The organism is Roseinatronobacter thiooxidans, from assembly GCF_001870675.1.
In the GTDB taxonomy this organism is placed as follows: domain Bacteria; phylum Pseudomonadota; class Alphaproteobacteria; order Rhodobacterales; family Rhodobacteraceae; genus Roseinatronobacter; species Roseinatronobacter thiooxidans.
The window spans coordinates 1-12,286 of record NZ_MEHT01000009.1; the positions used below are offsets into that span (position 1 = coordinate 1).

The following is a 12,286-nucleotide window of genomic DNA, read 5'->3' on the forward strand; positions in this document are numbered from 1 at the left end:
AAAATCATCGAGTAATCAAGCCTTTACGCCTTGAACTTGCAGGGGGCGTGCAGGCGATGCACGCCCCTTTTGCATGGTTGAGGCCCTTATGAACAAGCTATTCTCGCGCTTTGAGTCGCAAATTGACGCCTATCCAAGCGCCGCGCCAACCCAGCCGCCCGCCACGCTTTGGGGCTTTTCCGCCCATTTCGCGCGCCCGCTGCTGCCATGGCTTCTGGCCATGTCCGGCCTGTCTGCGCTATTTGCCATTATCGAGATCATTCTGATCGGCTATCTGGGCACTTTGGTGAACCGGATGACGGAACTGGGGCCAGAGCGGTTTCTGGACGCCGAATTTTCCCGCCTGATGGGCATGGCCGGTTTGCAGCTGGTGGCCTTGCCGGTCATCTCGGTGATCGGGGCGCTGGTCATGTATCAGGCGATCATGGGCAATTTCCCCCAACGCATTCGCTGGCAGGCACATCGCTGGATTCTGGGCCAGTCGATGGGGTATTTTCAGGATGAATTCGCAGGCCGGATTGCCACGCGGCTGATGCAAACGGCCCTTTCGGTGCGCGAAGTCGTCATGAAGCTGATGGATGTCGCGGTCTATATCAGCGCCTATTTCATCGGCACATTATGGCTTGCAGCCACACAGGATGCGCGCCTTGCGCTGCCGTTCTTGGTGTGGTCGCTGGCTTATGGCGGGCTGTTATGGGTGATCGTGCCGCGGCTGGGGCGTGTGTCGCAAGCGCAGGCAGATGCGCGCGCGCAGATGACGGGGCGGATTGTGGACAGCTACACCAATATCGCAACTGTCAAACTGTTCAGCCATTCTGCCCGCGAAGAAGCCTATGCGCGCGAGGGGCTGGACGGGTTTTTGCAAACCGTCCACCGGCAGATGCGGCTGGTGGCTTTGCAAGATATCGGGGTGAACCTGATTAATGCGTTGCTGACGGCGGCGGTGACAGGGCTGGGCTTGTGGCTGTGGCTGCAAGGGCGGATCGATCTGGGCGCGCTGGCTGTGGCCATCCCGCTGGCGCTGCGCCTTGGCAATATGTCGCATTGGATCATGTGGGAATTTGCCGCGCTGTTTGAAAATATCGGCACAGTGCGCGATGGCGTCTCGACCCTGTCGCTGCCACGTCAGATCACGGATGCGCCGGATGCAAAGCCCCTAAAGGCGCGTCAGGGGGCGGTAGAGTTTGACGCCGTGACCTTCCGCTATGAAGGGGCTGCGGCCAAGAAACCTGCGGTGCTGGATGGGCTTGGCCTGCGTATCGCCCCGGGCGAGAAGGTGGGGCTTGTGGGGCGCTCGGGTGCAGGCAAGTCAACATTGGTGAACCTGCTGTTGCGGTTTTATGATGTCAATCAGGGGCAGATCCGGATTGACGGGCAGGATATCGCGCAAGTCACCCAAGAAAGCCTGCGCGCGGCCATTGGCGTTGTGACGCAGGATACAGCGCTTTTGCACCGCTCTGTGCGCGACAATATTGCCTATGGGCGGCCAGAGGCGGGCGAAGATGAAATCTGGGCCGCTGCCGATCTGGCCGAGGCGCGCGCCTTTATTGAAGATCTGGCAGATGCGCAGGGCCGGCGCGGGCTGGATGCGCATGTGGGCGAACGGGGGGTGAAACTCTCGGGCGGACAGCGCCAGCGCATTGCCATAGCGCGCGTGGCCCTGAAAGATGCGCCGATCCTGATACTGGATGAAGCCACATCGGCCCTTGATAGCGAAGTCGAGGCGGCGATTCAGGCGCAGTTGACCCGCCTGATGGACGGCAAAACCGTGATCGCGATTGCGCACCGGCTGTCTACGATTGCCGCAATGGACAGGCTTGTGGTGATGGATGAAGGCCGCATCATCGAGCAGGGACGGCATGAGGAATTGCTGGCCCAAGGAGGGCTGTATGCGCGCCTGTGGGCGCGGCAATCCGGGGGCTTCCTGATCGAGAACTGATCGCCAAAAGAGCATTGCGCGCGGCCATGGCGGGCGCGCGGCAGGGGGCTGCCTTGACGGTCATCGCGCCGCTTCGCTTTTCTGCGCCGCGCTGCGGGCTTTGGAATTGCACAGAATATGCAACTCTGCCAATAAAGAGCATTGTTTTGGATCAAATCTGCAGCGAATTGGGTTGCTTGGTCCGAATTTGCTTTGTTCTGTTCTTTTTCGGAGCTGTCGATGCCCCCGTCCTTTCCGGCCCCCAATATCTCATACCCGATTATTCTTGCCGATGGGCGCATACATCCTGACACAGTATTTCTGCGCAATGTGATCGACCACCCCCGCTGGCAGATCGGGGATTACACCTATGCCAGTTCCGAATCTGCCCCGCAGGACTGGGCCAGATATCTGGCACCCTATCTGTTCCCCTTCGCGCCAGAGCGGCTGATTATCGGGAAATTCTGCCAGATCGCAGATTCGGTGCGCTTTATCACCGCCTCGGCCAATCATCGCTATGACGGGTTTTCCAGCTACCCTTTCGCAATCTTCCACCGTGAATTCGAAGGCGATACATCCATGCCCGAAGCCGGGCGCGACACGGTTATCGGCAATGATGTCTGGATAGGGCAGGGCGCGCGGATACTTCCGGGCGCGCAAATCGGGGATGGGGTAATCATCGGGGCGGGTGCGGTTGTGGGCGGCAGTGTCGCGCCCTACCAGATCGTTGCAGGCAATCCCGCCCAAAAGATGCGGGCGCGGTTTGCCCCCGAGGTTGTCGCACATTTGCAGGCGATTCGCTGGTGGGACTGGCCGATCGCGCATATCATGCGCCATCAGGCCGCAATCTGCGGGGCGGATCTGGCGATGTTGGTGGCGGCAGCCGCAGATGTCGCGGGGAATGATGCGTGTTTTCCCTCTTGATCTTGGGCGGACGCTGGCATAACCCTGCGCCCACGGACTAGGGGTATAGCTCAGTTGGTAGAGCATCGGTCTCCAAAACCGAGGGTCGTGGGTTCGAGTCCCTCTGCCCCTGCCAGTCCGGCGGCGGTGGTGCTTCATATCGGGGCACATAAAACCGCAAGCACCCATTTTCAGAAAACACTGCTGGCGCATAGGGCTGATCTGTCAGTGGTGGGATGCTGTTATATCGGGCCGGATATTTTGCGCAGGCGCACCGCTTCTGCCGCCTTGGGCGATGTACGCAATCAGCCCCCCAGATTGGACCAGATCGTTGCAACGGCCCATGATGCAGGCCAGCATGTGCTGGTGTCGGATGAAAACATCCTCGGACGTCCGTGCCCGCCCTTTATTGCCGAAGGTGGGACGCTATACCCCCAAGCCGCCGCGCGCGTTTCAGCGTTTCTTGCGCGGTTGGGATGCGCGCAGGTCACGCTGGCCTTGTCTGTGCGCGACCCGCTGACATTTCTGATTTCGGCGCATGGCCATCAGGCCATGGCGGGGCGGCCCACCCCGTTTGACGGGTTTATCTCGGGCATCGAGCCGCTGGCGCTGCATTGGTCCGATATGGTTGCCCGCCTGCTGGACTGCGCCGAAGTTGCGCGGATCATCCTGTGGCGCTTTGAAGATTACCCGCGCCTTGCCCCGAAACTTGGCAGCGCGCTGTTGGGTCTGCCCGATGCGGGGCCGTTGCTGGCGCAATCCGCCGCACCACAACTGACTGGCGTATCAGCGCAGGCGTTGGTTCAAGCGCAGGCGCTGCTGGCCAAAGACCCCACGCGCGACCCCAAAAGAACTGTGCGCCAACAGATGCGGCTGTTTCCGAAATCCCTTCGTTATCCGCCGCTTCAGCCCTTCTCGCCCGCCTGTGTGGCGCAGTCGCGCGCACAGTATGACACAGACTGGGACCGGCTGCGAAAATGGGCCGATGTCACCTGTCTGACACTGTGACATCGGCACAGGCGCAACAAGTCCTTAAAAGTTGCTTGAAACCGGGGCAGCGGCTGCGTATGTCCGGGGCAAGCAAAAGGATATGTCGCATGGCCAAGACCAACCCCTTCCAGTTCATGCAGCAAGTGCGTGCCGAGACCGCCAAGGTCACTTGGCCCACACGGCGCGAAGTGCTGGTGACCACTATTATGGTGCTCATCATGGCCGCGCTGACGGCAATTTTCTTCTTCCTTGTGGACCTGCTGATCCGTACCGGGCTGTCGGGTCTTCTTGGAATATTCAATTAGGGCAAGGGCACATTGTGACGGGGCTTGAAAACCCCTGTCGCTGCCTGTAATGCACCCTAAAAGCGCACCGAGTCGGTGCGCTGTTTGTTTTGACCTTCTGACAGGCAAGATCGCCATTTCACGGCGAAGACCTGACAGGCCGGTGCATCGCGCATCGGAGAAGAGCAGAAAGATGGGAAACATGGCCAAGCGCTGGTATTCGGTAAGCGTTCTGTCGAATTTCGAAAAGAAAGTGGCCGAGGCCATTCGCACTGCGGTGTCAGAGGCAAATCTGGAAGAGCAGATCGAAGAAGTTCTGGTTCCGACAGAAGAAGTGATCGAGGTGCGCCGCGGCAAGAAAGTCACGTCAGAGCGTCGCTTTATGCCCGGCTATGTGCTGGTGCGCATGGAGATGAGCGCGAAGGCGTATCACCTGATCAACTCTATCAACCGCGTAACAGGCTTTCTGGGCACCCAAGGCAAGCCCATGCCCATGCGCGATGAGGAAGTGAACCTGATCCTGAACCGTGTTCAGGAAGGCGAGGAAGCCCCGCGCACCCTGATTCATTTTGAGGTGGGCGAGCAGGTTAAAGTTAATGACGGACCTTTCGAGGGATTCTCGGGTCTGGTCGAGGAAGTGGACGAGGCAGGAAGCCGCTTGAAGGTGATGGTCTCGATCTTTGGCCGGGCAACCCCGGTCGATCTGGAATTCACACAGGTGTCGAAAGACATCTGATGTGATGTGTGTGGGAGGCAGGCCAGGCGCGCTTGGACCTTGCCCGACCACTAAACCGCAGACAGCCCCCTGCACGCGTGCAATAGGGGGTGAGGTGAAAAAAGGAGAGGCCAGATGGCCAAGAAAGTAATCGGGCAGCTGAAGCTGCAAATTCCGGCGGGTAAAGCGACCCCGTCCCCACCTGTTGGCCCCGCATTGGGCCAGCGCGGCATCAATATCATGATGTTCACCAAAGAATTCAACGCCCGCACCGCCGAACTGGAGCCGGGCGCGCCAATTCCAACCGTGATTACCTACTATCAGGACAAATCCTTCACGATCGACCTGAAGACGCCGCCTGCGTCTTGGTATCTCAAGCGTGCAGCCGGCCTGAAGCCTGTGGGCAAACGCAACCGCGCGCGTGGCTCTGAGGCACCTGGCCGCACCACGGCAGGCACTGTCACCACCAAACAGGTGCGCGAAATCGCCGAGGCCAAGATGAAGGACCTCAATGCAAACACCGTCGAAGCCGCCATGCAGATCATTGCTGGTTCGGCCAAATCGATTGGTATCGAGGTGAAGGGGTAAGGTTATGGCGAAAGTTGGAAAACGGACAAAAGCCGCCCGCGAAGCCTTTGCTGGCAAACAGAACCTGAGTGTCGAAGAGGCGCTGGATCTGGTAAAAGCCAATGCAACGGCAAAATTCGACGAGACAGTCGAAATCTCGATGAATCTGGGTGTTGACCCGCGCCACGCAGACCAGATGGTTCGCGGTGTGGTGATCCTGCCAAACGGCACCGGCAAGACAGTGCGCGTTGCCGTCTTTGCACGCGGCCCCAAAGCAGATGAAGCGACAGCCGCAGGTGCTGATATTGTCGGCGCTGAAGACTTGATGGAAACCATCCAGTCCGGCAAGATCGAGTTCGACCGTTGCATCGCAACGCCGGACATGATGCCAATCGTCGGGCGTCTGGGCAAAATCCTTGGCCCGCGCAACCTGATGCCCAACCCCAAAGTTGGCACAGTGACGATGGATGTGGCCGAAGCGGTGAAAAGCGCAAAAGGCGGTCAGGTCCAGTTCAAGGCCGAGAAAGCCGGGATCGTGCATGCCGGTATTGGCAAAGCATCTTTCGATGCGGCCCAATTGGCAGAGAACCTGCGCGCCTTTGTTGATGCTGTCGCAAAAGCGAAGCCATCGGGCGCAAAAGGCGCTTATTTGAAGGGCGTCTCGATCAGCTCTTCCATGGGCCCTGGCGTCTCGGTTGATGTGACCAGCGCAACACAAGGCTAAGTGTAACCAAATTGAAAAAAGGGCGGCGAGAGCCGCCCTTTTTGCGTGATAGTGGTGGGAAGGGGCTTTGCCCCTCTTGGGCCTTTGGCCCAATTCACCCCAGAGTATTTATCGCAAGAAAATGCTACCAGCGTGTGAGAGCTTCTTCATCCGAAGCTTTGGCCGCGACCCATTCCGACCCGTTTGCCGTAATTTCTTTTTTCCAGAACGGCGCGCGGGATTTGAGGTAATCCATCAGGAAATCGGCGGCTGCAAAGGCATCGCTGCGATGGCGCGCGGCAGTGGCAACCATCATGATCTGCTCAGAGGGGCGCAAGGCGCCGAAGCGGTGGATGATCAGACAGCTTTCCAAGGCCCAGCGGCGCTGCGCCTCATCCGCGATCCGGGAGAGTGCGCGTTCGGTCATGCCGGGGTAATGCTCGATCTGCATGATGGACAAGCTGGCATCATCATTGTCGCGCACAATGCCGCAAAACGTGACAATTGCGCCCGAATTCTTGCTGGATTGCGCGAAGCTTGCGCATTCCTGACCGTAATCGAAAGGTTCGGCCTGAACACGGATCACCATCTTCAACCGCCTGTCATGGGGGGAAAGATCGCCACCTCGCGCGCGCCTGCCAAGGGGCTGTCGAAATCGGCGAGATCCTGATCAATCGCGACCCGCAGCGCGGAGAGGTCGGAGAATGCCAGCGCATAGCGGTCTTCGCGCGCGCTGAGTTCGGCCAGCAGATGGGCGACAGTGGCAGCGTTTGTTTCCACCGATTCGCGGGGCACACCGATACGTTCGCGCACCCAAGCGAAATAGAGGATCTCAAGGGTCATGTGATGTCATCCTTCAGATAGGGTTTTGCCTTGCGGAAATAATCCCAGCCCGTGATCAGGGTCAGGATACCCGCAATCCAGATCAGGGCAAGGCCAAGGTTCCAGACTGTGCTGCCACCGAATTGCGCAAGTTCCACGACATTGACATCTTGTGTGCCGATATCGCTAAGCGTGGCAATCAACTCTGCATGGCTGCGCAGGAAGCTTGCCTCCCGGACATATTCCAGCCCCATGGCAAGAAACAGGATGGCGATCGCCGTCATCTGTGCGGTTGTTTTCCATTTCGCCAGTCTGGTGACCTGCAACAGCCCGGCCTTGTCGCCCAGAAATTCCCGCAAGCCCGAGACGAAAACTTCACGAAACAGAATCGCAGTGGCTGGCAGAATTAGCCACGGGTCCATGCCGGAATAGCCCGTGATGACCAGAAGCGCGATCACTACCATGGCCTTGTCGGCAATGGGGTCCAGCATCGCGCCAAGGCGGCTTTCCTGTTTCCATGCGCGTGCCAGATACCCATCGAAGAAATCTGTGATGGCCGCGAGGGCAAACAGCACCAGCGCGAACCAGTCCGCCCAGGGGCGGTGAAAATACAAAAACATGACCGCCACGCCCGGCGCTGCAAGCAGGCGTATGACTGTCAGAATATTCGGGAGAGTCCATCGCACTGTGGGGGTTCCGTTTCGAGAGGTCTTGTCGCGCATGTCATGGTGTTAACCTGAAAAGACGGGGTTTGGAATGCAAGTTTTCTGTCTAGGCAGCGGCGCGCCGCCTAGACCCGCCCCGCCAGCCATTGCCCGATCATGTGATGCGCGATAGAGCCTTTGCGCGCGGGCAGCACGGAAGGGTGCGCGCCGGTCCATGCCAGCAGCACCTCTTCGCGCGACAGCCACTGCGCATCTTCCAGCTCGTCATCAAGTGTTATGTCTGTGTTTTGCGCCTGTGCAATACACCCGAACATCAGCGAGTTGGGAAAGGGCCAGGGTTGCGAGGCCATATAGCGGATATCGCGCACCTGAATGCCGGTTTCTTCGGAGACTTCGCGTGCGACGGCGGCTTCCAGTGTCTCGCCCGGTTCGATGAACCCTGCAAGTGCCGAATACATCCGCTCTGGCCAGCCATGAGAGCGGCCCAGAAGCAGGCTGTTGCCATGGGTGACCAGCATGATCACGACAGGGTCGGTGCGGGGGAAATGCTTGGCCGCGCAGGTGGTGCAGACGCGCTCCCATCCGGAAGCGGCGTTTTGGGTTGGTTGGCCGCAGGCGGAACAGAAGCGATGTGTCCGGTGCCAGTTGAACAAAGCGCGCGCTGTGGCGGCAAAGGCTGCCTCGATGCGGGGCAGTTGCATCATGGCCAGACGCAATTCGCCGAAATAGGCCCCTTTCGGGGCATCTGGATGGATCTGGATACTGGTATCGGTGAACATGGCCAAAGCGGCGCGATCCAGCACATCTGGTTCCCAGCCAGATATATCGGCCGCAAATACATCGCCGTTCCCATCTTGGCCAAGATACAGGTAAGGCTGGCGCGCATGCGCAAGGATCGGGTCTGTAACTGTAGCCCAGCTTAACCCGTCACCCCCCAGATGCGGCTTGCCGCGCCAGATGGGCAGGATGCGGGTTTGGGGGTCATTCAGGCTTGCAGACAGGGCGGAGGGGTCTGTCCGATAGGTTGCGTTGCGTGACTGCCACGCATCGCCAAAGGCAAAGCGCATGTTACCCCCTGTTGCTGCAATAAAGCTGCTTTTGCAGCTTTTTCCTTTGAGAGCAATCGCTTTGGGTCTGCAAGCTACACTCTTTGGTTGTGTGCATGTGTTGCCTGTCGTAGGCTTTCCCCATTGCGGCCCAAGCGAATTGACACATAATCACCATGTTTTGGACCAAAAACCACCCTGTCTGCGGTTAAGTTTAAGGGAGAGTTAATGTAACGGTATGCAGAGCGACATGACACAGCATTTAAGTTTTTTTGAACGTAGCCAAGAAATTTCCGCTGCTGTTGATTTGCGGATCATGGAAACGACGGATCTTCATGTCCATTTGCACCCGTATGATTACTATGCGGATTGTCCGAACCCTGACCTTGGATTGGCACGCCTGTCCGAATTGATAGACCACGCCCGCCAGCAAGTTCCGAATTGTCTGCTGTTTGACAATGGCGATTTTCTTCAGGGCACGCCGGTGGGTGATTTCTTTGCCTATGACAAGGGCCTGCGCGCGGGAGATGCGCATCCTGTCATCGCGGCAATGAACGCGCTGCGCTATGATGCGATTACACTGGGCAATCATGAATTCAACTATGGCCTTGAATTTTTGATGGGATCTATGGCGCAGGCCAATTTCCCGACTGTTTCTGCCAATATCCTGCGCAAAGCAGGCAGGTCACCGCGCAATGACCAACATCTTTTCCGGCCCTATCGCTTGCTTACGCGCGATGTGCTGGACCGTTCGGGGCAGTCTCGGGCGATTTGCGTTGGTGTGATCGGAGTCGCGCCTTCGCAGATCACCTTGTGGGAACGCCAGCATCTGGACGGGCGCATCCAGACGCGCGACATGGTTCAGGCGGTCAAGGCGTGGCTTCCCGAGATGCGCGAAGCGGGGGCGGATCTGATTGTGGTTCTGGCCCATTCGGGCATAGGTGACAGCCGCCACCGCGAATTCATGGAAAATGCCGTAATTCCGATTGCACGTCTGGACGGGGTTGACCTGATCCTGAGCGGGCATAGCCATCAGGTTTTCCCGTCACCCGTTTTTGCCAAAATTCCCGGCGTCGATATAGAGCGGGGCACGATCTGGGGCACCCCGACTGTCATGAGCGGTTTTTTCGGCTCGCATCTGGGGCTGGTTGACATGACCTTGTTGCAAGACGGGGGCAAGTGGCATGTGGTGGATACCCGCGTCACCACACGCGCCCTGCGCGATGCGTCGCTGTATTTTGCGCAACCTCTGATGCGCGAGAGTGAGGCCCCCATTCTGAGCCCCGCAGTGCGCAAAATTGTATCCTCTGCTCATGATGCGGTATTGGGCAAAATCCGACAGCCGATTGGCTTGTCTGACACTGCGATCAACAGTTTCTTTGCCTATCTGGGGCGCAATGCCGCGACAGAACTGGTGGCCGCTGCCCAAAAAGAATTTGTGGCAGAGCATCTGGAAGACACCGAATACAGCACATTGCCGCTGCTGTCTTCGGTCTCGCCCTCCAAGGTTGGCGGGCTGGGGGGGGCGCGAAATTTCACCAATATCGAGGCGGGCTTGCTGACCTTGCGTTCGCTGGCAGACTTGTATGTATTCCCCAACCGTGTTGCGGCATGTCGGCTGACAGGGGCTGATGTGGTGTTGTGGCTGGAACGTGCGGCATCGGCATTCCAGCAGCTTACACCCGACGCGCCAGAGCAGAGTTTGATGAACCCTGCATTTCCGGGCTATAATTTTGAAATTATCTATGGGCTGGACTATACGGTTGACCTGATGGCACCTGCGCGATTTGCCGCCAATGGTGACGAAATCGACCCGTCCTTTTCGCGCATTCGCAATGTCACATGGAATGGCAAGCCCTTGGACATGACCGCCGATTTCATCTTGTGCACCAACAGCTTTCGCGCACAGGGGGCAGGCGGGTTCGCAGGCTCTGGGCAGGACAGTATTGTGTTGGACCATCCCGCGATTATCCGCGATGTCCTAAGCAATTATGTCAGTGCCCATTCCCCGCTTAGCATCTCGGCGCAAGGTCCGTTTCGCTTTGCAACCGAAGCGGGCACATCGGCGGTTTTGCGAACAAGCATTGCCGCGCATGCCCATCTTGACCTGATCGCAGATTTCAACCCCGAGGTTATGGGCGTGGACCGCGATGGGTTCATGCGGGTGAAACTGTGTTTTGACGCGGCCTATGGCGTGCAAAACAGGCCGGTTTCGTCGCTGGATGATTAGGAATGTCGCTATTGCGCAAGCGCAGAAAAAACGCTTGCCAGAGCGTGGTGATTTCCGATAGCAGAGACAAACTCGAACACGGGAGACGCTGATGCGGTTGCATCAGGGCCGAAGGAGCAACCGCCCCGGTAAACTCTCAGGCAAAAGGACCGGTTGGGGTAACAGACTCTGGAGAGAGGCGCGCAAGCGTCCGCCGAAGGGATAGCGATCTCAGGCGTCAAGGACAGAGGGGGCATGGCAAGCGGCGAAAGCCGTATTCATGAACCCGGCCATATGGCCAGATTGACAGGGGCGCTATGTCAGAGCACTCGACCGAATTAAAGCAAACCCCGCTACATGCGCTGCATCTGGAACTTGGCGCGAAAATGGTGCCCTTTGCGGGCTATTCCATGCCCGTGCAATACCCGATGGGTGTTATGGCCGAGCATTTGCACACCCGCGCCCATGCTGGCCTGTTTGATGTCAGCCATATGGGCCAAGTGATCCTGACCCCCAAGCATGACATGGCCGCGCTGGAAGCAGGGCTAGAGGCTTTGATGCCGGTTGCGGTGTCTGGTCTGGCCGAGGGGCGCCAGCGATATGGGATGTTTACCAATGCACAGGGCGGCATTCTGGATGATCTGATGTTTGCCAATCGTGGCGATCATCTGTTCATGGTGGTGAATGCCGCGTGCAAAGCCGAAGATATTGCCCATATGAAAGCCCATCTTGCGGATGTGGCGCAGGTTCAGCCTGTGACCGACCGCGCCTTGCTGGCATTGCAGGGGCCGCAGGCCGAAACCGCGCTGGCCGCTTTGGTGCCGGATGTGCGCGCCATGCGCTTTATGGATGTGCTGTCGGTTGACACGCTGTTCGGCGCGCTGTGGATTTCACGCTCGGGCTATACGGGCGAGGACGGGTTCGAGATTTCTGTACCCGCCACCACCGTGGTTGATTTCGCGCGCCTGCTTCTGGACCGGCCCGAGGTGGCAGCCATCGGGCTTGGCGCACGCGACAGCCTGCGGCTGGAAGCGGGGCTGTGCCTGTATGGCCATGACATAGACACGGGCACCAGTCCGGTGCAGGCGGGGCTTGTCTGGGGGATCCAGAAATCCCGCCGGACAGGCGGCGCGCGGGAAGGGGGCTTTCCGGGGGCTGATTGTATCTTGGCGGAACTGGCCGATGGCCCCGCGCAACTGCGTGTCGGCCTGCACCCACAGACCCGCGCACCCATGCGCGAAGGAACAGAAATCTGGGATGCGTCAGAGGGGGGGCAAAAAATTGGCTGTGTGACCTCTGGCGGGTTTGGCCCCTCTCTTGGTGCGCCCATTGCAATGGGCTATGTTGACAGCGGGCATGCATCCACCGGAACCCCCCTGTGGGGCGAGGTGCGGGGCAAGCGCCTGCCTGTGACTGTCTGTGATCTTCCATTCCGTCCATCCACCTATAAGCGCTGAGGAGCGT

Annotated in this window: 13 protein-coding genes, 1 tRNA gene and 1 riboswitch; of the genes, 10 read left to right on the top strand and 4 right to left on the bottom strand. The window is 58.7% G+C overall.

What is annotated here, in order from left to right; genetic code table 11:
• Nucleotides 1-88 precede the first annotated feature (88 nt).
• The 8 genes from BG455_RS04555 to rplA all read left to right on the top strand — a co-directional run bounded on the left by BG455_RS04555 (nt 89) and on the right by rplA (nt 6,101).
• A complete protein-coding gene (locus BG455_RS04555; protein WP_071469116.1) occupies nt 89-1,939 on the top strand; it encodes an ABC transporter ATP-binding protein in 1,851 nt (616 codons plus the stop codon).
• A gap of 219 nt (nt 1,940-2,158) precedes the next feature.
• A complete protein-coding gene (locus BG455_RS04560) occupies nt 2,159-2,842 on the top strand; it encodes a CatB-related O-acetyltransferase (protein WP_071469117.1) in 684 nt (227 codons plus the stop codon).
• A 39-nt stretch (nt 2,843-2,881) separates the two neighbouring features.
• Nucleotides 2,882-2,957 (top strand) — tRNA-Trp (locus BG455_RS04565).
• Nucleotides 2,930-3,829, top strand: a complete 900-nt coding sequence (locus BG455_RS04570; protein ID WP_143079877.1) for a hypothetical protein — start codon at nt 2,930-2,932, stop codon at nt 3,827-3,829. The genes BG455_RS04565 and BG455_RS04570 overlap by 28 nt, the downstream gene beginning before the upstream one ends.
• A gap of 89 nt (nt 3,830-3,918) precedes the next feature.
• Complete coding sequence (gene secE, locus BG455_RS04575; protein WP_071468799.1) at nt 3,919-4,116, top strand: preprotein translocase subunit SecE; 198 nt, start codon at nt 3,919-3,921, stop codon at nt 4,114-4,116.
• Nucleotides 4,117-4,297: 181 nt separating this feature from the next.
• Entirely contained in the window at nt 4,298-4,831 is a 534-nt protein-coding gene (nusG, locus tag BG455_RS04580) for a transcription termination/antitermination protein NusG (protein ID WP_071468800.1), read from the top strand.
• Nucleotides 4,832-4,945: 114 nt separating this feature from the next.
• A complete protein-coding gene (gene rplK / locus BG455_RS04585; RefSeq protein ID WP_071468801.1) occupies nt 4,946-5,398 on the top strand; it encodes a 50S ribosomal protein L11 in 453 nt (150 codons plus the stop codon).
• A gap of 4 nt (nt 5,399-5,402) precedes the next feature.
• A complete protein-coding gene (gene rplA / locus BG455_RS04590; RefSeq protein WP_071468802.1) occupies nt 5,403-6,101 on the top strand; it encodes a 50S ribosomal protein L1 in 699 nt (232 codons plus the stop codon).
• A gap of 124 nt (nt 6,102-6,225) precedes the next feature.
• Here the strand turns inward: rplA and BG455_RS04595 are convergent, their stop codons facing one another.
• The 4 genes from BG455_RS04595 to nudC form a co-directional block, all read right to left on the bottom strand.
• On the bottom strand, nt 6,226-6,669 hold the full coding sequence (locus tag BG455_RS04595) for a molybdenum cofactor biosynthesis protein MoaE (RefSeq protein ID WP_071468803.1): 444 nt from the start codon (nt 6,667-6,669) through the stop codon (nt 6,226-6,228).
• A gap of 2 nt (nt 6,670-6,671) precedes the next feature.
• Nucleotides 6,672-6,923 (bottom strand): molybdopterin converting factor subunit 1, encoded by a 252-nt coding sequence (gene moaD / locus BG455_RS04600; RefSeq protein ID WP_071468804.1) that lies wholly within the window; start codon nt 6,921-6,923, stop codon nt 6,672-6,674.
• The gene (gene pgsA, locus BG455_RS04605) at nt 6,920-7,588 is read right to left on the bottom strand and encodes a CDP-diacylglycerol--glycerol-3-phosphate 3-phosphatidyltransferase (RefSeq protein ID WP_071468805.1); all 669 of its coding nucleotides are present in this window, start codon (nt 7,586-7,588) and stop codon (nt 6,920-6,922) included. Before pgsA ends, moaD begins: the two co-directional genes overlap by 4 nt.
• A gap of 104 nt (nt 7,589-7,692) precedes the next feature.
• The gene (gene nudC, locus BG455_RS04610; protein WP_071468806.1) at nt 7,693-8,634 is read right to left on the bottom strand and encodes an NAD(+) diphosphatase; all 942 of its coding nucleotides are present in this window, start codon (nt 8,632-8,634) and stop codon (nt 7,693-7,695) included.
• A 229-nt stretch (nt 8,635-8,863) separates the two neighbouring features.
• Between nudC and BG455_RS04615 the strand changes: the two genes are divergently transcribed.
• Both BG455_RS04615 and gcvT read left to right on the top strand, forming a co-directional pair.
• Nucleotides 8,864-10,843, top strand: a complete 1,980-nt coding sequence (locus tag BG455_RS04615; protein ID WP_071468807.1) for a bifunctional 2',3'-cyclic-nucleotide 2'-phosphodiesterase/3'-nucleotidase — start codon at nt 8,864-8,866, stop codon at nt 10,841-10,843.
• Nucleotides 10,844-10,911: 68 nt separating this feature from the next.
• Nucleotides 10,912-11,005, top strand: a riboswitch (glycine riboswitch).
• A 134-nt stretch (nt 11,006-11,139) separates the two neighbouring features.
• Nucleotides 11,140-12,279 (top strand): glycine cleavage system aminomethyltransferase GcvT, encoded by a 1,140-nt coding sequence (gene gcvT, locus BG455_RS04620; protein WP_071468808.1) that lies wholly within the window; start codon nt 11,140-11,142, stop codon nt 12,277-12,279.
• Nucleotides 12,280-12,286: the final 7 nt, after the last annotated feature.